The 22,605-nt window shown below is 67.9% G+C and carries 23 protein-coding genes and 1 pseudogene; 11 read left to right on the forward strand and 13 right to left on the reverse strand.

Annotated features, from left to right (window positions below; genetic code table 11):
* Positions 1 to 144 precede the first annotated feature (144 nt).
* On the reverse strand, positions 145 to 1,137 hold the full coding sequence (locus ABD923_RS15690) for an adenosine kinase (protein ID WP_259552406.1): 993 nt from the start codon (positions 1,135 to 1,137) through the stop codon (positions 145 to 147).
* Positions 1,134 to 1,826 carry an endonuclease III gene (gene nth / locus ABD923_RS15695; protein ID WP_259552400.1) on the reverse strand — a complete coding sequence of 231 codons (693 nt, stop codon included), beginning with the start codon at positions 1,824 to 1,826 and terminating at the stop codon, positions 1,134 to 1,136. Before nth ends, ABD923_RS15690 begins: the two co-directional genes overlap by 4 nt.
* Positions 1,827 to 1,936: 110 nt before the next feature.
* Here nth and ABD923_RS15700 point away from each other — a divergent pair, with 110 nt between their 5' ends.
* The 3 genes from ABD923_RS15700 to ABD923_RS15710 all read left to right on the forward strand — a co-directional run bounded on the left by ABD923_RS15700 (position 1,937) and on the right by ABD923_RS15710 (position 4,487).
* Positions 1,937 to 2,806, forward strand: coding sequence for a methylated-DNA--[protein]-cysteine S-methyltransferase (locus ABD923_RS15700; RefSeq protein WP_259552398.1), 870 nt, complete (start codon positions 1,937 to 1,939; stop codon positions 2,804 to 2,806).
* 145 nt (positions 2,807 to 2,951) lie between these two features.
* A complete protein-coding gene (locus ABD923_RS15705) occupies positions 2,952 to 3,611 on the forward strand; it encodes a YiaD family glycine zipper/OmpA-like lipoprotein (protein WP_259552396.1) in 660 nt (219 codons plus the stop codon).
* 105 nt (positions 3,612 to 3,716) lie between these two features.
* Positions 3,717 to 4,487, forward strand: coding sequence for a FadR/GntR family transcriptional regulator (locus ABD923_RS15710; protein ID WP_259552394.1), 771 nt, complete (start codon positions 3,717 to 3,719; stop codon positions 4,485 to 4,487).
* 60 nt (positions 4,488 to 4,547) lie between these two features.
* Here the strand turns inward: ABD923_RS15710 and ABD923_RS15715 are convergent, their stop codons facing one another.
* Both ABD923_RS15715 and ABD923_RS15720 read right to left on the reverse strand, forming a co-directional pair.
* Positions 4,548 to 5,768 (reverse strand): mandelate racemase/muconate lactonizing enzyme family protein, encoded by a 1,221-nt coding sequence (locus tag ABD923_RS15715; RefSeq protein WP_259552393.1) that lies wholly within the window; start codon positions 5,766 to 5,768, stop codon positions 4,548 to 4,550.
* Between the two features lie 96 nt (positions 5,769 to 5,864).
* A complete protein-coding gene (locus ABD923_RS15720) occupies positions 5,865 to 6,998 on the reverse strand; it encodes an alcohol dehydrogenase catalytic domain-containing protein (RefSeq protein WP_259552391.1) in 1,134 nt (377 codons plus the stop codon).
* Between the two features lie 109 nt (positions 6,999 to 7,107).
* On the opposite strand from ABD923_RS15720, the gene pcaD reads away from it, so the two are divergent.
* From pcaD to ABD923_RS15735, 3 genes are all read left to right on the forward strand, one after another.
* Positions 7,108 to 7,911: a 3-oxoadipate enol-lactonase gene (pcaD, locus tag ABD923_RS15725; protein ID WP_259552390.1), complete on the forward strand. Its 804-nt coding sequence runs from the start codon at positions 7,108 to 7,110 to the stop codon at positions 7,909 to 7,911.
* The gene (locus ABD923_RS15730; protein ID WP_259552385.1) at positions 7,908 to 8,951 is read left to right on the forward strand and encodes a lyase family protein; all 1,044 of its coding nucleotides are present in this window, start codon (positions 7,908 to 7,910) and stop codon (positions 8,949 to 8,951) included. The genes pcaD and ABD923_RS15730 overlap by 4 nt, the downstream gene beginning before the upstream one ends.
* A 168-nt stretch (positions 8,952 to 9,119) precedes the next feature.
* Positions 9,120 to 10,337 (forward strand): MFS transporter, encoded by a 1,218-nt coding sequence (locus ABD923_RS15735; protein WP_259552383.1) that lies wholly within the window; start codon positions 9,120 to 9,122, stop codon positions 10,335 to 10,337.
* A 150-nt stretch (positions 10,338 to 10,487) separates the two neighbouring features.
* On the opposite strand, the gene ABD923_RS15740 is transcribed toward ABD923_RS15735, so the two are convergent.
* From ABD923_RS15740 to ABD923_RS15750, 3 genes are read right to left on the reverse strand one after another with little or no spacing between them, the layout of a single operon-like run.
* A complete protein-coding gene (locus tag ABD923_RS15740; protein ID WP_259552381.1) occupies positions 10,488 to 11,471 on the reverse strand; it encodes a threonine ammonia-lyase in 984 nt (327 codons plus the stop codon).
* On the reverse strand, positions 11,468 to 12,304 hold the full coding sequence (locus ABD923_RS15745) for an alpha/beta fold hydrolase (RefSeq protein WP_259552379.1): 837 nt from the start codon (positions 12,302 to 12,304) through the stop codon (positions 11,468 to 11,470). Before ABD923_RS15745 ends, ABD923_RS15740 begins: the two co-directional genes overlap by 4 nt.
* Positions 12,301 to 12,990, reverse strand: a complete 690-nt coding sequence (locus tag ABD923_RS15750; protein WP_259552377.1) for a haloacid dehalogenase type II — start codon at positions 12,988 to 12,990, stop codon at positions 12,301 to 12,303. Before ABD923_RS15750 ends, ABD923_RS15745 begins: the two co-directional genes overlap by 4 nt.
* 182 nt (positions 12,991 to 13,172) lie before the next feature.
* Here ABD923_RS15750 and ABD923_RS15755 point away from each other — a divergent pair, with 182 nt between their 5' ends.
* Positions 13,173 to 13,601 (forward strand): FKBP-type peptidyl-prolyl cis-trans isomerase, encoded by a 429-nt coding sequence (locus ABD923_RS15755; protein ID WP_222189521.1) that lies wholly within the window; start codon positions 13,173 to 13,175, stop codon positions 13,599 to 13,601.
* 136 nt (positions 13,602 to 13,737) lie between these two features.
* The gene (locus tag ABD923_RS15760; RefSeq protein WP_259552354.1) at positions 13,738 to 14,331 is read left to right on the forward strand and encodes a hypothetical protein; all 594 of its coding nucleotides are present in this window, start codon (positions 13,738 to 13,740) and stop codon (positions 14,329 to 14,331) included.
* Here the strand turns inward: ABD923_RS15760 and ABD923_RS19170 are convergent.
* From ABD923_RS19170 to fabA, 5 genes and pseudogenes are all read right to left on the reverse strand, one after another.
* A pseudogene (locus ABD923_RS19170) lies at positions 14,328 to 14,977 on the reverse strand (dimethylsulfonioproprionate lyase family protein). The gene ABD923_RS15760 and the pseudogene ABD923_RS19170 sit on opposite strands and share 4 nt — an antisense overlap.
* A gap of 27 nt (positions 14,978 to 15,004) precedes the next feature.
* A complete protein-coding gene (locus ABD923_RS15775) occupies positions 15,005 to 15,793 on the reverse strand; it encodes an enoyl-ACP reductase FabI (RefSeq protein ID WP_259552343.1) in 789 nt (262 codons plus the stop codon).
* Positions 15,794 to 15,800: 7 nt separating this feature from the next.
* On the reverse strand, positions 15,801 to 17,030 hold the full coding sequence (gene fabB / locus ABD923_RS15780) for a beta-ketoacyl-ACP synthase I (protein ID WP_259552339.1): 1,230 nt from the start codon (positions 17,028 to 17,030) through the stop codon (positions 15,801 to 15,803).
* A 95-nt stretch (positions 17,031 to 17,125) separates the two neighbouring features.
* Entirely contained in the window at positions 17,126 to 17,824 is a 699-nt protein-coding gene (locus ABD923_RS15785; protein WP_345229525.1) for a M50 family metallopeptidase, read from the reverse strand.
* A gap of 64 nt (positions 17,825 to 17,888) precedes the next feature.
* Positions 17,889 to 18,398, reverse strand: coding sequence for a bifunctional 3-hydroxydecanoyl-ACP dehydratase/trans-2-decenoyl-ACP isomerase (fabA, locus tag ABD923_RS15790; RefSeq protein WP_259552337.1), 510 nt, complete (start codon positions 18,396 to 18,398; stop codon positions 17,889 to 17,891).
* Positions 18,399 to 18,598: 200 nt separating this feature from the next.
* Between fabA and irrA the strand changes: the two genes are divergently transcribed.
* The 3 genes from irrA (at position 18,599) to ABD923_RS15805 (ending at position 21,587) form a co-directional block, all read left to right on the forward strand.
* Positions 18,599 to 19,018 carry an iron response transcriptional regulator IrrA gene (irrA, locus tag ABD923_RS15795; protein WP_259552334.1) on the forward strand — a complete coding sequence of 140 codons (420 nt, stop codon included), beginning with the start codon at positions 18,599 to 18,601 and terminating at the stop codon, positions 19,016 to 19,018.
* A 156-nt stretch (positions 19,019 to 19,174) separates the two neighbouring features.
* Positions 19,175 to 20,995, forward strand: a complete 1,821-nt coding sequence (gene typA / locus ABD923_RS15800) for a translational GTPase TypA (RefSeq protein ID WP_259552333.1) — start codon at positions 19,175 to 19,177, stop codon at positions 20,993 to 20,995.
* A 172-nt stretch (positions 20,996 to 21,167) separates the two neighbouring features.
* A complete protein-coding gene (locus tag ABD923_RS15805; RefSeq protein ID WP_259552332.1) occupies positions 21,168 to 21,587 on the forward strand; it encodes a hypothetical protein in 420 nt (139 codons plus the stop codon).
* 35 nt (positions 21,588 to 21,622) lie between these two features.
* On the opposite strand, the gene cysE is transcribed toward ABD923_RS15805, so the two are convergent.
* Entirely contained in the window at positions 21,623 to 22,441 is an 819-nt protein-coding gene (gene cysE / locus ABD923_RS15810; protein ID WP_259552331.1) for a serine O-acetyltransferase, read from the reverse strand.
* Between the last annotated feature and the right edge of the window lie 164 nt (positions 22,442 to 22,605).

A 22,605-nucleotide genomic window follows, 5' to 3' on the forward strand; every position in this document is an offset into this window, starting at 1 on the left:
AAAGGGTTGGGTTGTGCGCCCCCGTTTGACCGAGGCCCATGAAGCTTTCGTGACAGGTCCTGCACCAGGCCCCGGACCGAGGCCAGACCACCCCGGCAATCCGGGGCGCGGCCCGCGGAAACCGGACCGCGGAGCGACGCTGCCTCAGATCAGGCCTTGCGCCGCGAACACCTCGCTCAGCGGGCGCTTGGGGCGCGGGCCGACATGGCGGATCACCTCGGAGGCGGCAGCGACGCCCATCCGGCCCGCCATCTCCAACTCCTGCCCTGTGGCCATGCCGTAAAGGAACCCGGCAGCGAACTGGTCGCCCGCGCCGGTGGCGTCGACCGGGGTGATCGTCTCGACCGGGATCTCGACGTGCGCCGCCCCGCGCAGGATCTTCACCGGTTCGCCGGAATGGGTGCAGACGATAATGTCACAGATCGTGGCGGCCTGCGCCAGCGCGGCGTCCAGATCGTCGGTTTCGTAGAGTGCCAGCCATTCCTCGTGATTGCCGATCACGTAATCCATCTGCCCCTCGATCAGGCGCAGGAAATCGGCGCGGTGGCGGTCGACGCAGAACGGATCGCTGAGCGTGATGCCGACCTTGCCCCCGCCCTTGCGGCAATGATCGGCGGCGGCGGTGAAGGCGGTTTTCCCCTCGGGCTTGTCGTAGAGATAGCCCTCCAGGAACAGCCAGCGGGCATTCGCGGCCACGCTTGCATCCACGTCCCCCTCGTCGAAATCCGCGCCCGCGCCGAGATAGGTGTTCATCGACCGCTCGCCATCAGGAGAGACGAAAATCATCGAGCGCGAGGTGGGCGCGTCGGCCTCGGGGGCCGGCGGGTTCGGGAACGCGGTGCCGCCCTCTTCCATCCCTGTCGCGTAGAAACGGCCAAGCGCGTCGTCCTTCACCTTGCCAAGAAAGGCGGTCTTCAGCCCCAGCGTGCCCGCGCCCGCGACGGTGTTGGCGACCGACCCGCCCGGGGCCTGCACCCGGTCATTCATCGACGCGTACAGCAGTTCCGCCCGCTCGCGGTCGACCAGCTGCATGATCCCCTTCTGGATGCCCATGTTCTCGAGGAAACTGTCATCGCCATGGGAAATCACGTCGACAATGGCGTTTCCGATGCCGACGAGGTCGTAGTCTTGGGTCATGTCAGGTCTTGTCCTTTTTTCGCACGCGGGCGTTTCGGGGCGGGTTCGACCGTCTTGTCCTCGAAGGGGCAGAGGTCGCGGATCAGGCAGGCGGGGCATTTCGGCTTGCGCGCGACGCAGGTGTAGCGCCCGTGCAGGATCAGCCAGTGATGGGCGTGAAGCTGGAACTCGGCCGGGACGTTATCCTCGATGGCGCGCTCGACGGCATCCACGTCCTTGCCCGGCGCGATGCCGGTGCGGTTGCCGACGCGGAAGATATGCGTATCGACGGCCTGCGCGGGGTAGTGCCACCACATGTTCAGCACCACGTTGGCGGTCTTGCGCCCCACCCCCGGCAGCGATTGCAGCGCCGCGCGGCTCGACGGCACCTCGCCGCCGTAGTCCTCGACCAGGATACGGCTCAGCTTGATGACGTTCTTGGCCTTGTTGCGGAACAGGCCGATCGTCTTGATATGCTCGATCAGCCCCTCTTCGCCCAATTCCAGCATCTTTTCCGGTGTGTCGGCGATCTGGAACAGCTTTGCGGTGGCCTTGTTCACGCCCGCATCCGTGGCCTGCGCGCTGAGTGCCACGGCCACGACCAGCGTGTAGGCGTTGACGTGGTTGAGCTCTCCCTTCGGTTCCGGCTCGGCGGCGTGGAACCGGGTGAAGATCTCGTGCATCGTGCGGTAGGGCAGTTGCTTGGCCATGCCCCCTAATGCCGCCTGCCGGGACGGGCTACAAGAGACGCTTTGGCGCAAGAAGCGGGTCGCGGGCGGGACGGGCCGCGCCTAGATTGGGACAAGACAGGAGAGACGCGATGACCGAGCTTGCCCCCGACGCCCCCGAACTGGCCTATCACTTTCACATCGTGCGCCGCGCGCTGGACGCCATCGACGCCGCCCCGCCCCCCGGCCCTTCGCTGGAGGATCTGGCGCGCGAGATCGGCCTCAGCCCCGCGCATCTGCAGCGGGTCTTCTCGCGCTTTGCCGGGGTCAGTCCCAAGCGTTACCAGCAATACCTGACGCTGGACCATGCCAAGCGCCTGCTGGCCGAGCGCCACACGGTGCTGGACACGGTCGCGGAAACGGGCCTTTCGGGCGGCGGGCGGCTGCATGACCTGTTCCTGACATGGGAGGCGATGAGCCCCGGCACCTATGCCGCCAAGGGCGCGGGCCTGACGATCCGCTGGGGCCTGTTCGACAGCCCCTTCGGCCCGGCCATCGTCATGGGCACCGAGCGCGGGATCTGCGGCATCGGCTTCACCGCCGAGACGGGCGAGACCGCCGCTTTGGCCGACCTGATGTCGCGCTGGCCCGAGGCGACCTATCTCGAGGACCCTGCCGTCCTCGCGCCCTGGGCCGAGGCCGCCTTCGGCGCCACGGGGGGCGACGTGAAGCTGGCCCTGATCGGCGCGCCCTTCCAGATCAAGGTGTGGGAGGCGCTGCTGTCGGTCCCCTCGGGCCATGTCACCACCTATTCCGAGATCGCCCGCGCCATCGGGCGGCCCAAGGCGGTGCGTGCCGTGGGCACAGCGGTGGGGCGCAACCCGATCAGCTGGCTGATCCCCTGCCACCGCGCGCTGCGGAAGTCGGGCGGTCTGGGCGGCTATCACTGGGGCCTGCCGGTCAAACGCGCCATGCTGGCATGGGAGACGGCGAGCGCGGAAGCGGGCGGCGCACCGGACTGATCCCGCGCCCGGACCGCTTGCGCGAGTTTTCGCCAAACGCGTTTTTCCCCCTGCGCAGCCGTCCGAGCGGTGTTATATCTGAGGCCAATCCGGCCGCGCCACACCGCTGCGGCCCCAAAACAACGTGCCAGAGCAGGATTTTCGCATGACCCTTCTGTCCAAGACCCCGATTGCCGTCTTCACCGCCGCGACGCTGGTGCTGACCGGCTGCGTGTCCAACACCGTGCAGGACCCCAATGCCAACCGCACCCGCGACGGGGCGGTGATCGGCGGCATGCTGGGCGCCTTCTTCGGTGCGACCGCCGATGACGACAACCGTGGCCGCAATGCCGTCATCGGCGCCGCCGCCGGTGCGCTGGCGGGCGGAGCCATCGGCGCGGCCCTCGACCGTCAGGCGCGCGACCTGCGCGCGGCCATGGCCAATGACCGCATCGCCATCGAGAATACCGGCGAAGAACTGATCGTGACGATGCCCGAGGGCATCCTTTTCGACATCGACTCGGCGGCAATCCGGGCCGGGCTTCAGGCCGATCTGCGCGCGCTGGCGCGCAACCTGCAGCAATACCCCGACACCACCGTGGATGTGGTCGGCCATACCGACAACACCGGGTCGGCCGAATACAACCAGGACCTTTCGGCCCGGCGTGCCGGCGCGGTGGCCGGCGTCCTGCTGGAAGAAGGCGTCGCGCCTGCTCGGGTCCGCAGCTATGGCCGTGGCGAAAGCGAGCCTGTCGCGTCGAACCTGACCCCCGAGGGCCGGCAGCAGAACCGCCGGGTCGAGGTCATCATCCGCCCGCGCGGCTGAGGGGCGCAGGTCGGAATTCCAACCGCGCAGGCCCGGTGAACGCTGGACTTGCGCGGCAATGCGGTCATAATCCCTGACCAATACGAGGGAGGGAGGGGCCGTGTCATGCCGTTTCAGCGCATCGAGGCCGAGAAACTGTCGCACAGTGTCGTGCGCCAGATCGAGCAACTGATCCTGCGCGGCATCCTGCGCCCGGGTGAACGCCTGCCATCCGAGCGGGAACTGTCGGAACGCCTCGGCGTATCGCGCCCGTCCCTGCGCGAGGCCATCGCGGAGTTGCAGGATCGCGGGCTTCTGTCGACGCGCGCGGGCGCGGGCATCTACGTGGCCGATGTGCTCGGCTCGGCCTTCTCCCCCGCCCTGATCCGGCTGTTCGCGCAGCACGAAGAGGCGGTGTTCGACTACATCGCCTTTCGCCGCGACCTCGAATCCATCGCCGCCGAACGTGCCGCGATCCATGGCTCGGACACCGACCTCAAGGTGATCGACACGATCTTTCGCAAGATGGAAGCCGCCCATTCCAAGCGGAACCCGTCGGACGAGGCGGAGCTCGATGCCGAGTTCCACCTCGCCATCCTCGAGGCCTCGCATAACGTGATCCTGCTGCACATGATGCGCTCGATCTTCGACCTTCTGCGCGAGGGCGTGTTCTTCAACCGTCAGGTCATGTTCAAGAACCGCACCACGCGCGACCTGCTGCTGGAACATCACCGCGCGATCAACGCCGCGCTTCAGGCCCGCGATCCACAGGCCGCCCGCGCCGCCGTGGTGGAACATCTCAGCTTCGTCGAAGAGGCGCTGCAGGCACAGCGCAAGTCCGAGAAGAACGAGGAGATCGCCCGCCTGCGCTACGAGCACGAGAAGACGCGCGGGTAAGGCGCCGTTTTCCTCGAGGAAAACGGACCGGATTTCTCGAGAAATCCGCCCGCCCCCGGCTCAGTCGGCGGCGCCCCCGGCGAAGGCATTGCCATTCTGCCAGTCGCAGGGTGCGTCGCGCATTTCCAGGTGCAGCCGGTCGGTCGTGACCGGGTGGGCGCGGGCCAGATCCTCGTTCAACGCGATCCCCAGCCCCGGCGCGTCCGGGGCCGCGACGAAGCCGTTTTCCACCCGCGGCCGCCCCGTGACCAGCGCGTCATGGAACGGGCTTTCGATGGCTTCGACCATCAGGAGGTTCGGGCAGGTCACGCCCAGATGCACATTCGCCGCCCATTCCACCGGACCGGCATAGAGATGCGGGGCCAGTTGCGCCCCCGCCGCCTCGGCCAGCGTGGCGATCTTCTTGCCTTCCCACAGGCCCCCCGCGCGGCCAAGCGCCGGTTGCAGGATCCTTGCGCCATGGGCCAGCGCGGCGGCGAATTCCGCCTTGGTGGTCAGGCGCTCTCCGGTCGCGACCGGGATCGTCGTGGCGCGGGCCACCGCCGCGAGGGCGGGAAAATCGTCGGGCGGCACGGGTTCCTCGAACCACAGGGGATCATGCGGGGCGATGGCCTGCGCCAGCCGGATCGCGCCCGCGGGCGTGAACTGCCCATGCGTGCCGAAAAGCAGGTCCGCCCGGTCACCCACCGCCGCCCGGATCGCGGCGCAGAACGCGGCGGAGCGGGTGATGTCGGACATGGCCGGCATATGCCCGCCGCGCATCGTATAGGGGCCGGCCGGGTCGAATTTCACCGCCGTCCAGCCCTCGGCCACGCGGGCACTGGCGGCCTCGGCGGCCATGTCGGCGTCGATCCAGAACCGGTCGGGGTCGTGGTGCGGCTCGGGGTAGAGGTAGGTATAGGCGCGCAGCCGGTCGTTCATCCGCCCGCCCATGAGCGCCCAGACGGGCCGGTCGCGCATCTTGCCCAGGATATCCCAGCAGGCCATTTCCAGCCCCGAGAACGCGCCCATGACGGTGGGGTCAGGCCGCTGCGTGAAGCCCGAGGAATAGGCGCGGCGGAACATCGTCTCGATGTTTTCGGGCGCGTTCCCCTCCATGTGGCGGGCGAAGACATCCTCGATCACCGCCGCCATGGCCTTGGGGCCGACGGCGCTGGCATAGACCTCGCCCAGGCCGGTGATCCCGTCTGCCGTGGTCAGACGCAGGATCAGCCAATAGCGCCCGCCCCAGCCGGGGGGCGGCGGGGCGACGGGGAAGATCTCCAGGTCGGTCAGGCGCATGATCGGCGGTCCTCGCTGTGGCAGGTGGCGGGCCGGTGGGGGGCTGTCTGCCCCCCACACCCCCCGAGAGTTTTTTGGCCAAGATGAAAGGGCGGCCTAGTCGAAGAGGATGACGTTGCGCCGGGCCTGCCCCGTGTTGGTGTCGGCGATGGCCTCGTTGATCTGGTCGAGGCGCCAGCGGTTCGAGATCAATTCGTCCAGTTTCAGGCGGCCTTGCCGGTAGAGCTCGACCATCCACGGAATATCACGCCCGAGGACCACCTCGCCCATCAGCGAACCGCGCATCCCCTGCCCCGTGGCGGCCAGGATCACCGGCTCGTAGGAGGAGGTGCCGCCGGAATGGGGCATGCCGACCGCGTAGACCGTGCCACCCGGCGCGAGGAAGCGGTTGGCCATGTCATAGGCCGGGATCGCGCCGACAGAGACGAAGACATGGTCGGCCGCGCGCCCGCCGGCGGCGGATTTGGCCGCGCGCCAGGGCGTCTCGCCCGAGGCGAGAAGCGCCGCCGTCGCGCCGAAGTCCAGCGCAATGTCGAGCTTGGTCTCTTCGAGGTCGAGCGCGATGATATGCGCCGCGCCCGCGATGCGCGCGCCCTGGATCGCGTTCAGCCCCACGCCGCCCGCGCCGATCACAACGACCACGTCGCCCGGGCGCACGCCCGCCGTGTTGACCGCCGCGCCGACCCCCGTGGGCACGCCGCAGGCCAGCAGGCAGGCGACCTCTCCGGGGATGTCCTCGCCGATGGGAGCGGTCTGGCTGACATGGACGGTCACCTTCTGGGCGAAGGCGCCGCAATTCATCGCCTTGTTCACCTCGGTGCCATCGGACAGCGTCAGTTCCGGCGGCAGCGGCTGGTTCCCGGTGCAGTAGACCGGTTTGGCCGTGGTGCAGGAGGGGCAATGTCCGCAGGACCGGATCAGCGTGACGAGGACGCGCTCCCCCTCGGCCAGTGCCGTCACGCCGGGGCCGAGGGCCGTGACCCGGCCCGCCGCTTCGTGCCCGTAGACTGCGGGCAAGGCGCCGCCCCAGGCCCCTTCCATGTAGGAGATGTCGGAATGGCAGATGGCCACGGCTTCCAGCGTGACCTGCACCTCGCCCGGCCCGGGATCGCGAAGCTGCAGCGTTTCGATCTTGAGCGGCGAATTGAACGCGTGGCACACGGCGGCGCGGATTTCACTCGGCACTGGACCCCTCCCTCGTTTGTCGTTGGGGCCAGCCTGCGCGGCCATCCCAGGGCGTGCAAGGCAAAACACGGCGGCCGATGGCCCATGCGCGACCTGCTTGCACGCGCGCGCCGTCTGGCCGACAAGCAAGGCAAGCCGACAGGAGGATCCGCCGATGGACTGCATCACGCTCGACGATGTGACTTTGCATGTGAAACTGGAGGGGCCCGAGGACGGGCCGCCGGTTCTGTTCGCCAACTCGCTTGGCACGGACCTGCGCCTCTGGGACGACGTGGTGGCGCGCCTGCCCGAGGGGCTGCGCCTGATCCGCTATGACAAGCGCGGCCATGGCCTGTCGACCTGCCCGCAGGCGCCCTACACGATGGGCGCGCTGGTGCGCGATGCCGAGGGGCTGCTCGATGCGCTGGAGGTCAAGGAGGCCGTGGTCGTCGGCCTGTCCATCGGGGGGATGATCGCGCAGGGGCTGGCGGCCAAGCGCCTGGACCTGGTGCGCGCGGTGGTGCTGTCGAACACCGCCCCCAAGATCGGCACGCGCCAGATGTGGGCCGATCGCATCGCGCAGATCCATTCCGGGGGGCTGACCTCCATGTCGGACGCGATCATGGAGCGGTGGTTTTCAAAACCCTTCCGCGACAGCCCCGCCGTCACCCCGTGGAAGCGCATGGTCGAGGTCACGCCCGAGGCCGGATACGCGGGCTGTTCGGCGGCCATCGCGGGGACCGATTTCTACACGACCACGGCAGCACTGCGCCTGCCCGCGCTGGTCATCGCGGGGGACCAGGACGGATCGACCCCGCCCGACCTCGTGCGCGAGATGGCCGACCTGATCCCCGGCGCGCGCTACGAACTGATCCGCGGCGCGGGCCACCTGCCCTGCGTTGAGGACCCCGACACCTACGCCGCGCATCTGACGGCGTTCCTGGCCGGGATCGGCCACCTGCCCGGAGGGGCCGGATGAGCGTCACGCCCTTCGACAGCGCGCTCTATCGCGACCTCTTCGGCGATGCCGAGATCGCGCGACTGTTCTCGGACACGGCCGAAGTACGGGCGATGATGCTGGTGATGGGCACGCTCGCCAAGGTGCAGGGACAGGCCGGTGACATCCCCGAGATCAGCGGTGCCTTCCTGCACCGCGCCGCGATGGAGGTGCAGGTCGACCCCGCCGCGCTGTCGCGCCCCGGATGGGAGGCGGGCACACCCGTCCTCGCCCTGGTCGAGGCCGTCCGCGCCGCGCTGAACGCGCCGGAGCATGCGCCCTACCTGTTCCGCGGGGCCACCGACCACGACATCCGCGACACGGCCCGCGCCCTGCGCCTGCGCCAGGCGCTCATGCTGATCGAAGCGCGGCTTGGCACGGCCCTCGGGGGGCTGGCGCCTGTGTGCGGCCGGGAAGAGACGGGCCCCTCGCCACACCTGCGCGTCCCGGCGCAGGCGGTCTTGGACTGGGGCAAAGCCCTGCTGCGTTTGCACGATCAGTTGGAGGCGCTGCGCCCCGCCTGCCTTTGCGTGCGCCTGGGTGCGGGCGAGGAGACGCCCGCCAGACGCAGCGCCCTTGCAACGGCCCTCGGGCTTGGCGACCCGGGCGATGCCGCTCCGCGGGATCTCAGCCCCCTTGCAAACTGGCTGTCCGAGCTTGCAGCGAGCGGTGGCAAGATCGCCAGCGCGCTTCAGGCGCATAGCCCCGCCGAAACCGCCATCGCCATTCTCGGCCCGCCCCCCCTTCCGGCGCTGATGGCCCTGTCCGGCCATGCCAAGGCGCTTGCCTCCGCGATTGCCGGCACGCAGCCCCCCCAATCGGAGGCCCAGAGGCTGGCCGAGCACCTCGCCCTGCCGCAACTCGTCGCCACCGCGGCCCGCTCGGCGACGCTGATCTCGGCCATCGCCAGCGCCCCACTCACCCTCACCCCCGATCCGGCCCTCGACGAGGATCTGGCCGGTTTGGCCCAGGCCGCACGGGACAGGGCAAGGCGCATCGCCGAGACGCACGCGCCAGGCTGACCCCATCTTTATCCTTCAAATATGCAGGCGCGGAACGCGCCGGCGCGGCAAGGGGCTCGATGCCCCTTGCCGCGCCCGCCCGGGCGACGCGCACGGGCGCGGCGCAATTGATTGGACAGGACGTAGCTGTCAATCTACCTTGACACCCGTCCGACACCGAGCCTCTTCATGCGTCTGCCCGTCCTGTTCATTCTCGTAACCGTCATGCTTGACGCGATGGGCATCGGCTTGATCCTTCCGGTCATGCCCGACCTGATCGCCGAAGTGCGGGGCACGGGGCTGAACGATGCGGCCCTTTGGGGCGGCATCCTGTCGGCGGCCTACGCGATCATGCAATTCGGCTTTGCCCCCACGATCGGCAACCTGTCGGACCGGTTCGGACGGCGGCCGGTCCTGTTGGTCTCGATGAGTGTCATGGCGCTTGATTACGTGGTGATGGCGCTCGCCGGGTCGATCTGGCTGCTGCTGGCCGGCCGGATCGTGGCAGGCATCACGGCGGCGACCCATTCCACCGCCTTCGCCTTCATGGCCGATATCACCGAGCCCGAGACCCGCGCGAAAAGCTTCGGGCTGATCTCGGCCGGCTTCGGCATGGGCTTCATCTTCGGCCCGCTTCTGGGGGGGCTTCTGGGCGATCTCGACCCGCGCGCGCCTTTCGTGGCAGCGGCCCTCCTCGCCGCGCTGAACGTCGTGTTCGGCCTGTTCGTTCTGCCCGAAAGCCTGCCCAGGGCGCGGCGGCGCCGCTTCGACTGGCGTCGCGCCAACCCGGCGGGCGGGTTGATGCAGATGGGGCAACTGCCCGGTGTGCGCCCGCTTCTGGCGGTGATGCTTGCCTACCAGGTGTCGAATTTCGTCTATCCCGCGATCTGGGCCTACTGGACGCAAGGCGCTTTCGGCTGGGACGCGGCGATGGTCGGAACCTCGCTGGCCGCCTACGGGGTCGCCATGGCGATCGTGCAGGGCGGGCTGGTGCAGCCGGTCCTGCGGCGATTGGGCGAGGTGCGGGCCGTCACCTGGGGCCTGATCCTGAACACCGGCTGCCTCGTGGCCTATGCGCTGATCGGACAGGGCTGGATGATCTGGGCGATGATCCCAATCTCGGCGCTTGGCGCGATGGTTGCCCCGGCCCTGCAAGGGGTGCTCAGCCGCGCGGCGGGGGCGGACCAGCAGGGCGAGTTGCAAGGCGTTCTGGCCTCGCTCTCGGCGCTGTCGATGATCCTGTCGCCCCTGATGATGACGCAGGCCTTTTTCTGGGCCACGCGCGAGGGCGGCGCGATCTGGTGGCCCGGCGCGCCCTTTGCCCTTGCGGCCCTGTTGATGGCGCTGTCGCTGCTGCTGTTTCTCGGCATCCAGGCGCGGGCGGCGACGGCCACACCGGCCGAGTAATTCCCACAAAGGGTTGCGCCGGCCTTGCCGTCGCCCGATGTCGCGCGACAGGGGGCATCGAGCCCCCTGTCCCGCGGCGCGCGATCCGCGCGCTGCATATTTGAAGGATAAAGATGCAGGTCCGGGAACGCGGGCTGTCGGGGACGGGGCCTAGGGTTTCGGGGCTGTGGACAAGGCCTCGGTGAACGTGTCCGCATCGACATTGCCGCCAGAGGCCGTGGCGATCACCGGCCCGTCGGCAAGCGCAGCCCCATGGAAGAGCGCCGCGGCCAGCGCCACCGCGCCGCCCGGTTCGATCACCAGCTTCAGCCGCTCGAAGGCGGCGCGCATCGCGGCGCGTACCTCGTGCTCGGTCACGACGAGGCCGGGGCCGCACAGTCGGTGCAGGACGGGGAAGGTCAGATCGCCCGGCGCCGGGGTCAGGATGGCATCGCAATAGCCCGCTTCGGGACCGGTGTTGCGCTGGATCTGGCCGCTGGCCAGCGAGCGCGCGGTGTCGTCGAACCCCACAGGCTCGACCGGGCGCACCTGCATGCCCGGCGCCCGTGCCTCGAGGGCCAGCGCGATCCCCGCCGTCAGGCCCCCGCCCCCGCAACAGGTGAGCACGGTGGCCTCCGTCACGCCCTCTGCCGCGGCCTGCGCGGCGATTTCCAGCCCGCAAGTGCCCTGCCCCGCGATCACCTGCGGCTCGTCGAAGGGTTTGATGAGGGTGAGGCCCCGCGCGTCGCGCAACTCCGCCCCCAGCACGTTGCGATCCTCGCCCCCGGCGCGGTCATAGAGCACCACCTCGGCCTCGTAGGCGCGGGTGTTCTCGATCTTGAGCCGCGGCGCATCGGCGGGCATCAGGATCGTGGCCGGGATGCCATGCAGCTGCGCCGCCCGCGCCACGCCCTGCGCGTGGTTGCCCGAGGAATAGGCCAGCACGCCCCGCGCGCGCAGCTCCGGGTCCAGCGCCGAGATGGCCGACCACGCGCCGCGGAACTTGAAGCTGCCGGTGTGCTGCAACACCTCGGCCTTCACCCAGACGGGACGGCCCGCGACCTCGTCCAGGAAGGGCGAATTCAATAGCGGCGTCTCGCGCACCACCCCCTTGGCGCGCGCGGCGGCGGCCTCGATCATCGCGATATCGGTCATGCGACTTGCTCCAGCACGGTTTCGATGACGCGGACCGCGCCGGGTTCGTCGAGGAAGGGCACATGCCCCCGGTCGCCCAGCTCGACAAAGGCCATGTCGGGGCGGCGGCGGCGCATCTCGGCCGCTGTGTCCGCCGACAGGATGTTGGAATGGGCCCCGCGGACCAGGCCGAGGGGCAGCCCCTCGAACGCGTCGAAGAGCGGCCAGAGATCGACCGCGGGCGCCTCCGGATCGAAGGAGGCCGCCACCGCATCGCGCAGGCGGGGGTCGTAGCGCAGGTCAAGCTTCCCGTCGCCTTGCGTGTAAAGGCGGCGCGCGAAATCGGCCCATGTGGCGGCGGGGACGTTCTGGAAACTCTCGGCAAAATAGGTCGGGAAGGCCGCCGCGGCCTCTTCCAGTGTGCGGAATCGGGACGGGCGCCCGATATAGTCCATGATCATCGCCAACCCCTCGGGCATGATCTCGGGGCCGATATCGTTGAGGATCACGCCCGACAGCCGCTGTTTCGCGGTCGCCGCCAGCATCATCGCCACCAGCCCGCCGCGCGAGGTGCCGAGGATCGCCACGCGCCCCAGCCCCAGATGGTCGAGCAGGGTCAGAACGTCCTCGGCCTCTTGCGGGATGGCGTAGGTGGCGGGGTCGCCATGGTCGGAGGCCCCGCGCCCGCGGAAATCCATGCGGATGATGCGCGCGTGATCCGCGAAGCGGTCCACCACCGGCTCGAAATCCTCCATGTTGCGGGTCAGCCCCGGCAGGCAGAGAAGCGGTGTGCCCGCGCCCCGGTCGTCATAGGCCAGCTTCACCCCGTCTTTCGCCGTCACGAACTGCATCAAAGGTCCGCCACCAGATGAGGCACGTTGCGCAGGTCGGGCGCGACATGGTGCGGGCGGGCCGGCAGGCGGTCCACCGGCTCTCCGGCGCGGTTTACCCACAGCGTGACGAACCCGTAAGCCGCCGCTGCCGCCGCGTCCCAGCCGTTGGAGGAGACGAACAGCACCTCCTCGCGCGCGCAGGAAAAGCGCTCTCCCACAAGGTCATAGACCCGCGCATCGGGTTTGAAGATGCCCACATCCTCGACCGACAGCACCGCGTCGAGCAGATCGCCCACGCCGGCGCTGTCCACCGCGCCCGCCAGCATGTCGGGTGAGCCGTTGGACAGGATCGCGGTCCGAAGCCCCGCGCCCTTCAACGCGCCCAGCATCTCGGGCACCTCAGGGAAAGCGGCAAGCTGCCAGTAGAGGCCCAGAAGCGCCTCGCGCAGGCTGGCGTCATGGTCCTGGCCCGCGCGCTCCAGCGCCCAGTCGAGCCCGTCCTGCGTCACCTGCCAGAAATCGCAATGATGCCCGGTGATCGCGCGCAGCCACGAGTATTGCAACTGCTTCAGCCGCCAGTCCGTGGCCACCTGCGCCCAGACCTCGGCAAAGCCCTCGCGCCCCGGCTGCCCCGCCAGTTCGCGCGCCGCCGCGGAAACGTCGAACACCGTGCCGTAGGCATCGAATACGCAGACCCTGATCGCCATGCCATCCCCCTTCGCTCTTGTCGGGCCGACACTGGCACAGCAATCGGGCGGCGACAATTGCGGGTGCAGGGGTTTCATTACGCGACCGCAACCCTTACCTTGCTGCGCGAGCCACCGCGGTAGTCCTGCGTCACCGACGCTTTTCCGCGAAATTCACGCCTTTCCCAACCAAAGAGATGCATATGACCCAGGCTAAGCCGGGCACCACCGTGTCCATTCATTACACCGGCACCCTTGCAGACGGGACCACCTTCGACAGTTCCGAAGGGCGCGACCCGCTGACCTTCCAGATGGGCGAAGGCCAGATCATCCCCGGTCTGGAAAACGCGCTGTCGGGCATGTCCGAGGGTGACAAGAAGACGGTCACCATCCCCGCCGCCGAAGCCTATGGCCCGCATCGCGAGGACGCGATGCAGCAGGTGCCGCGCGAGGCGGTGCCCGATCACATCCCGCTCGACCTTGGCACGCAGTTGCAGGTGCAGACGCCCGAGGGCCAGACCCTGCCCGTGACCGTGGCCGAGGTGACGGACGAGACCGTGACGCTGGATGCCAACCATCCGCTGGCGGGCAAGGACCTGACCTTTGCCGTGGAACTGGTCAAGGTCGCCTGAGCCACCCCCTGAGCGACAGCTATCGAGCGGCGCCCTTCGCGGGCGCCGTTTTCGTTTCAAACGCCCCGCTTTCGTTGCGCGCGCGCCCGCCGCGTGCTTGGATCGTGCCATCCACATCCGGCAAGGGAGCCTGCCCATGTCCAGCCGCATCGACAAGCTTCGCGACCAGATCAGCGCCGCCAAAAGCGACCTGCTCGACGAGATCGAGGAACGCCGCGCCCGGTTCAGCTACAGCATCTCGGGCCACCGCATCCGCTTCGAAGACGAGATGCGCGCCCGCCACCGCGCCGCGCGCGAGAACCTTCTCAGCTTCCTGTCGCGCACGCGGCTTCTGGTCCTGCTGACCGCGCCCGTGATCTACGCGCTGATCATCCCCTTCGTGCTGCTCGACCTGTTCGTCACCGTGTACCAGGCGATTTGCTTCCCGGTCTATGGCATCCCCAAGGTGCGCCGCGGCGATCACATCGCCATCGACCGGCACCACCTCGCCTATCTGAACGGGCTGCAGAAACTGAACTGCGTGTATTGCGGCTACTGCAACGGGCTGATCGGCTACGTGCGCGAGATCGCCGGCCGGACCGAGGCCTATTGGTGCCCGATCAAGCACGCCCGCCGCATCGCCGACCCGCATGATCACTATCCCGGCTTTGCCGATTTCGGCGATCCCGTCGATTTCCAGGCCCATGTCGAGGCGCAGCGCGCCGCCCTCGCCGCCGCGCTTGACGACTAGCCCTGCCGCCGCCCGGCCGCGAATTTCATCTTGGGATCACCGAGTTTCTCCGGCGGGCCGGCCCAGGCATAGGCCAGCAGGCACGGCTCATGGTCGCCGGTGGTGATCCGGTGCTCGTCCCCCGGACGGTTCAGGATCAGCGAGCCCGGTGAATAGACCGCGGCGTTGTTTTCCGACCATGCGCCAGAGACGGAGATATAGCTTTCCTCGATCTCGGAATGGCTGTGCTGCGGATAGGTGGTGCGCGGCGCGAACAGCACGAAACCCAGGATCAGCCGATCCCACAGGATCGGACCGCGCGGCCCAAGGATTTCGCAATAGGCGTATTTCCGCGCCAGGGCGGGGGGCACCTTTTCGTAGCCATATTCCCAGGTCAGCCGGTCGCGTTGTTCGCGCAACGCCCGCCCGTGTCCAGCGCGCGGGAAAAATGCGCCGTCACCGGCTTGCCGGTCGGCTCGCGCTCGGCAAGCGGCGGGTTGTCCCCGATGATGCGCGACAACTCTTCGCGCACCTTCTTGCGGTGGCTGCGGATGGCGGGGCTGCCCCCGGCGGACCCATGGCGATAGAGTGTTTCGAATTCTCGAAGCAGGTAGATCCAGTTGGGCTGGTCGATCAGACGTTCCGACATGTCCGGATTTCCCACCATTTGGGCCGACCGTGACGCATGTTGCGCCTAGAGGTTTTCCGGCTGCGCCATACCCAGCACGTGATACCCGCCATCGACCGTGATGATCTCGCCGGTCGTGCAGGCGCCATAGTCCGAGGCCAGGTACACGGCGGTGCCGCCCACGGCTTGAAGCGTCGCGTTGGCGCGCAGGGGCGCGTTCGCCTCGGTCGTCTTGAAGGTCTTGCGCGCGCCCCCGATGGCCGCGCCCGCCAGCGTTTTCATCGGCCCCGGCGAGATCGCGTTCACGCGGATCTGCTGCGGCCCGAGATCGTTGGCGAGGTAGCGCACCGAGCTTTCCAGCGCCGCCTTGGCCACGCCCATCACGTTGTAGAACGGTGTCACCCGGTTCGACCCCTGGTAGGTCAGCGTCAGCAGCGTGCCGCCCTCGGGCATCAACTCGGAGGCGCGCTTGGCCACGTCGATGAAGGAATAACAGCTGATGGTCAGCGAGTTGCGGAAGTTCTCGCGCGTCGTGTCGATGAAGCGCCCGGCCAGTTCCGCCTTGTCGGAATAGGCGATGGCATGGACCACGAAATCGAGGCTGCCCCATTCCTCCTTGATGCGGGCGAAACAGGCATCCATCGAGGCGTCGTCGGTCACGTCCACATCGACCATCAGGCTTGCGCCGACGGACGCGGCCAGGGGCTCCACACGTTTGCCGAACGCCTCGCCCTGGTAGGAAAACGCCAGGTCGGCCCCCTCGTCGGCCAGCGCCTTGGCGATGCCCCACGCGATCGAGCGGTCATTCGCGACCCCCATGACGAGGCCGCGCTTGCCCTTCATCAAATCCGTCATCCTGAAATCACCCGTCAAAACGCGAGAGCAGCATCGATCCGTTGGTGCCCCCGAAGCCAAAGGAATTGGTCATAACAGTATCCAGCCCCGCGCCTTCGACCAGCGTGGTGGCGATCTCGGCGGCGTCCAGATCGGGGTCGAGCGTTTCGACATTGATCGAGGGCGCGATGAAATCATGCTCCAGCATCAGAAGGCAGAACACCGCCTCGAGCGCGCCGGCAGCCCCTTGGGCGTGGCCCGTCATCGACTTGGTCGAGGAAATCGGCGGCGTGCTGCCCTGGCCGAAGACGCGGCGCACGGCCTCGACCTCGCCCACGTCGCCCACCTTGGTGGAGGTGCCGTGCGCGTTGATGTAATCGACCTTGCGCCCCTCGGGCAGCGTTTGCAGGGCCAGCCGCATGGCGCGCTCGCCGCCCTCGCCCGAGGGGGCAACCATGTCATGCCCGTCCGAGGTGGCGGCAAATCCCGTCACCTCGGCATAGATCTTGGCGCCGCGTGCCTTGGCCCGCTCCAGCTCCTCCAGCACGAGGATGGCACCACCGCCGCCGATCACGAACCCGTCGCGATCCGCGTCAAAGGCGCGGCTGGCGCGCTGCGGCGTGTCGTTGAATTTCGACGACATCGCCCCCATCGCGTCGAACAGGCACGACAGCGTCCAGTCGAGCTCTTCCGCACCGCCGGCGAACATCACGTCCTGCTTGCCCATCATGATCTGCTCGGCCGCGTTGCCGATGCAATGCAGGGATGTCGAGCAGGCCGAGGTGATCGAGTAGTTGATCCCCTTGATCTGGTAGGCGGTGGCGAGGTTGGCGGAAATCGTGCTGCTCATGCATTTCGGCACGGCAAAGGGGCCGATCCGCTTGGTCCCGCCTGATTTCAGCACCGTCTGGTGCGCGGCGAACATGGCGCTGGTCGACGGCCCGCCCGAACCCGCGATCAGCCCGGTGCGCGGGTTGACGATGTCGCCCTCCTCCAGCCCCGCATCGGCGATGGCCTGGCCCATGGCGATATGGGCATAGGCCGCGCCCGGCCCCATGAAGCGCAGCGCGCGCTTGTCGATATGCTCGGACGGGTCGATCTTGAGCGTACCGGCGACCTGGCTGCGAAAGCCGTGCTCGGCCATCTCTGCACTGGCCTCGATCCCCGAGCGGCCCGCCTTCAGGCTGTCGACAACCTCGGCTGCGGTGTTTCCGATGGGCGAGACGATCCCAAGCCCTGTGACGACGACGCGGCGCATGTTTGCTGCTCCTCCGTTTGCTTTCGGCTGTGTAGGACAGGCGGGCGTTCAGGGGCAAGCCGTTACCTTGACCCAGGGGACCGATGCGCGCCCCGTCACCCCTTGCCGAAATAAAGGTTGCTGTCCCGCCCAAGGATCCGGCGCGCGGCAAAGGAGATCACGGCGAGGCTGATGATCAGCCACAGCGCGCCCCACATCACCGTGGTGCCCCCGACCTCTTCGGCCAGCATCCGCGCGTCCGAGCGCAGCGCGGATCGGCGCAGCGTGTCGTCGAAAATGTCATAAGGCACGTAAAGCAGAGAGCTGAGCCCGATCACCCGAAGCGCAAGGTCGCAGCCCTGCCGCGGCAGGTAGCGCGCCCCGGCCAGCAGCGCCGCCCCGGTGCCAAGACAGATCAGCGCGGCGGGGAGGTCGCGGACATAAAGGACAAGGACGACCAGCATCAGCGCCCCCAGCCCGCCGAGAACGGCCCGGTCCGCCGTGGATCGCAGCGCCGCCCACAAAAGGCCGACCCCGATCAGGAGCGAGCCGAGATACCCCGCCGTCAGGATGGCAAAGCGCGACCCGCCCCGCGTCCATGCCTCGCCGCCTTGCTGGAAACTGACCGAGATCGTCTCGATCGAGCCGCCGGTCAGGATCGCCGCCAGCCCGTGCGACAGTTCGTGAAAGAACACGACCAGCAGTTTCAGCGGCAGGATGACGGGCGTGGACCACAGCATGAAGACCACCGCGAGGATGGCCAGAAGCTGCCAGTGATGGTGCAAGACCCGCATGCGCGCCGACCCGTTGTCCACGGCGCAGGGTGCCACGACCCCGCGCCTGCGGGAAAGCCCGATCTCGCGTCAGGCGGCGGCGCCGTCAGCTTTCGCTGAGCGCCACTTTCATGTCCTTGACCTGGTAGATCACCTCGCCATCGGCCTCGACCCGGCCATCGGCCACGCCCATGGTCAGGCGGCGGGTCTGCACGGCCTTGGTGAAATCGACATAGTAAGTCAGCATCTTGCGGTCGGGGCGCACCATGCCGGTCAACTTCACTTCGCCGACGCCAAGCGCATAGCCCCGCCCCTGCCAGCCGCGCCAGCCGAGGTTGAAGCCGGTCAACTGCCACAGCCCGTCAAGGCCAAGGCAGCCCGGCATGATCGGGTTGCCGGGAAAGTGGCACGAAAAGAACCAAAGCTCCGGCGTGATGTCGAACTCGGCCACCACGTGCCCCTTGCCATGGGCGCCCCCGTCTTCCGAGATGTCGGTGATCCGGTCCATCATCAGCATGGGCGGTTCGGGCAGTTGGGCGTTGCCGGGGCCGAACAGCTCCCCGCGCGCGCATGCCAGAAGGTCGTCCTTGTCGAAACTCGTGGGGTAGTTGGCCATGGCCTCCGCCTGTGCTGTGATCCTGCCCGGTCGATCGCGGGCGTCAAAGTTTGCCCCGTCTATCATCGCCGCCGAAGAGGTGGCAAGGCCATGCCCCCTGCGGCAGATTCGGTTTTGCGATTGAAACCTTGCGTCAACAGGCCTTATATATATGGATCGGAACGAATTTGCAGGAAAGTGACCGCCGGATGACGCCCGCGATGACCCCCGAAGCGCTTGAGCGCGGACGCACCTGGCTGGTGGATGGCGAGTTGCGCCCGACCCGCCAGCGCCTGACGCTGGCCGCGTTGCTGATCGGGGACGGGCAGGATCGCCACGTCACCGCCGAAAGCCTGCACGACGCCGCGATTGCCTCGGGCGACCGGGTCTCGCTGGCCACGGTCTACAACACGCTGCGCGCCTTCTGCGATGCGGGCCTGATGCAGGAAGTGACCGTGGACGGCACCCGCAGCTATTTCGACACCCGCATGGACGAGCATCCGCATTTCTTCATGGAAGACGCGGGCCACCTGACCGATGCGCCCAAGGCAGGCATCGAGATCAAGACCCTGCCCGAGGTGCCCGAGGGGTACGAAGTGTCCAAGGTCGACGTCGTCATCCGCCTGCGCAAGAAGGCCTGACCCCGGCCACCGGCCGGGGCAGAAAATCTCGAGATTTTCTGACAGGAAAAGCCGGCTTTTCCTGCACAGCACCCGTGGCGACGCTTTTGCCCTAGCCAAGCGCGGCGCAAGCGGCTAACGCCCTGCCAACCCTGACATGACCAAAGGCCCCCCTTCATGGACCTGCGCAATATTGCGATCATCGCCCACGTCGACCACGGCAAGACCACGCTGGTGGACAACCTCCTGAAACAATCCGGCGCCTTCCGCGAGAACCAGGCCGTGGCCGAACGCGCGATGGACAGCAACGACCTCGAACGCGAACGCGGGATCACCATCCTGGCCAAGGCCACCTCGGTGGAATGGCACGGCACGCGCATCAACATCGTCGACACCCCCGGCCACGCCGATTTCGGCGGCGAGGTCGAGCGCATCCTGTCCATGGTCGATGGCGTTGTCCTGCTGGTCGATGCCGCCGAGGGCCCGATGCCCCAGACCAAGTTCGTCACCGCCAAGGCGCTGGCGCTTGGCCTGCGCCCCATCGTGGTCCTGAACAAGGTGGACAAGCCCGACGCCGAACCCGACCGCGCGCTGGACGAGGTGTTCGACCTCTTCGCCGCGCTCGACGCGAACGAGGATCAGCTCGACTTCCCGCATCTCTACGCCTCGGGCCGCGCCGGCTGGTGCGACGCCGATCTCGACGGCCCGCGCAAGGACCTGCACGCGCTTTTCAACCTGATCGTCAACCACGTCGCCCCGCCCAAGCAGCTCAAGCACGTGGACGAGGATTTCCGCATGCTGGCCACCACGCTCGGCTCGGACCCGTTTGTCGGCCGCCTGCTGACCGGTCGCGTTGAATCGGGCCGCCTGAAGGCCGGCGCGACGGTCCACGCCCTCAGCCGCCATGGCGAACAGATCGAACGCTTCCGCGTCTCCAAGATCCAGGCCTTCCGCGGCCTCTCGCTGCAGGAAATCGACGAGGCGCAGGCGGGCGATATCGTCACACTCTCGGGCATGGCCAAGGCGACCGTGTCCGACACCATCTGCGCGCTGGCCGTCGAAGACCCGATCCCGGCCCAGCCCATCGACCCGCCGACCATCTCGGTCACCTTCGGCATCAATGACAGCCCGCTGGCGGGCCGCGACGGCAAGAAGGTGCAATCGCGCGTCATCCGCGAGCGCCTGATGAAAGAGGCGGAATCGAACGTCGCCATCAAGGTCACCGACACGCCCGGCGGCGAGGCCTTCGAGGTCGCGGGCCGCGGCGAATTGCAGATGGGCGTTCTGATCGAGAACATGCGCCGCGAAGGGTTCGAACTGTCGATCTCCCGCCCGCAGGTCATCCTGCGCGAGGAGAACGGCGTCACGGTCGAGCCCATCGAAGAGGTCACGATCGACGTCGATGACGACTACACCGGCGCGGTGATCGAGAAACTGACCGGCCCCCGCAAGGGCGAACTGATCGAGATGAAACCGGCCGGCGCGGGCAAGACCCGCATCGTGGCGCTGGTCCCCTCGCGCGGTCTCATCGGCTATCACGGCGAGTTTCTGACCGACACGCGCGGCTCGGGCGTGCTGAACCGCGTGTTCCATTCCTGGGCGCCGCACAAGGGCGCGATCCCGGGCCGTCGCGCGGGCGTTCTGATCTCGATGGAAAACGGCACCTCGGTGGCCTACGCGCTCTTCAACCTCGAAGATCGCGGGCGCTTCTTCATCGGCGCTCAGGAGGATGTCTACCAGGGCATGATCCTGGGCGAGCATAGCCGCGAGAACGACCTCGAGGTGAACCCGCTCAAGGGCAAGAAGCTGACCAACGTGCGCGCGTCGGGCAAGGATGATGCCGTCACCCTCACCACGCCGGTCCGCATGTCGCTGGAAGAAGCCATCGCCTATATCGACGATGACGAGTTGGTCGAGGTCACCCCCAACGCCATCCGCCTGCGCAAGCGCCACCTCGACCCGCACGAGCGCAAGCGGCAGGCCCGCGCGACGGTCTGATCCGCGACGATTTCGCCAAGGGCCGCTTGACCCAATCCAAGCGGCCCCGCGCTCTGCGTGCATGAGGAAACGCGGCACTCCGGACAGGCAGACGCGGGCCGCGATGGCGGCATGCGCGTTTTTCCTGGCCACGCCGGCGTAGCCGCAGCCCCTCACCTGCCCGGACAGCAATGTGCTGGTCGAAGGCGCGGGGGAGGATACCGGGCGGATCTGCGCCATCGTCGCGGCCACGCAACGGCAGTTCGACCGATGCGGTAGCCTCACGATCCCCGAGGACATCGAGATCGCGATCAACCCCGATCTGGGCCTCAACTGCGTCGGCCTTTGCCATTGTGGCAAGCACCGGACCGAGCTTCTGCCGCCCGACACTTACAATGACGACACGACCATGTCGGCCACGGGCGAGCTTTCCACGATCACCCCGGGCGCCGGGCCTCTTTGCGCGCAAAGCCTGGCTGCATTTCCGCGACCGCCCCGATCCCTGCGGCTTCCCGGGCCTGGTCGCGCGCGGCGAGGTGTTGCTCGCCTACGCGCATTTCTGAGCCCGGAAACGCGAAAAAGCCGCGGGCATCCCCGCGGCTTCTTGTTCTAAATCCGACACTTGCGCGGCGAAACTCACTCACCGCGTCAACCCTCTTTCGCCCCTCCGGCAAAGAGATGATCCATGCTCAGCGACGGCTGATCGCAGCCCGCCTCGCCCACGATCTTGGCTGGAACGCCCGCCACCGTGGTGCAGGGCGGCACCTCGTTGAGCACCACCGACCCGGCGGCCACGCGGCTGCAATGACCCACGTGGATATTGCCCAGAACCTTCGCGCCCGCCCCGATCAGAACGCCATCGCCGATCTTGGGGTGGCGGTCTTCCTCTTCCTTGCCGGTCCCGCCCAGCGTCACGGAATGCAGCATCGAGACATTGTCGCCCACCACGGCCGTTTCACCGATGACGATGGAATGGGCGTGGTCGATCATGATGCCCTTGCCGACCCGCGCGGCCGGGTGGATGTCGACCGAAAAGATCTCGGACATGCGCATCTGGATGAAATAAGCCATGTCCTCGCGCCCCTGCCGCCATAGCCAATTGGCCACGCGGTAGGCCTGCACGGCCTGGAACCCTTTGAAGAACAACAAGGGCTGGATGTAACGGTGGCAGGCCGGGTCGCGCTCGTAGACGGCGGTGATATCGGCCCGCGCCGCCTGCCCAAGGCTGGGGTCGGCCGCGTAGGCGTCGTCCGCGATCTCGCGCAACAGCTGCTCCGACATGTCGCCCGAGGCCAGCTTCTGCGCGAGGCGATAGGCCAGGGCGTCCTCGAGGCTCGCGTGATGCAGGATACAGGCATGCACCAACCCGCCCAGAAGCGGCTCGGACGCGATCGCGGCCTCGGCTTCGTCGGTGATCCGGCGCCAGACCGGGTCGAGTTCCATCGGGTGGCTGCGTGTGCGGGCCATGGTGCCCTCCTGTCCTTTGTCGCGCTCCCCTCCATATAGAGCATGCCCGCCCAAGGCCCAAGGCCGAAAGCCCCGCGTCACGGGCATCCCCCCGGCGTGACCCGCCATATCGGCGCGCCCGCCCCATCTTTATCCTTCAAATATGCACCGTGCGGCACGCACGA

Origin of the sequence: [Roseibacterium] beibuensis (genome assembly GCF_039542305.1) — a bacterium.
Lineage (GTDB): Bacteria > Pseudomonadota > Alphaproteobacteria > Rhodobacterales > Rhodobacteraceae > Roseibacterium > Roseibacterium beibuensis.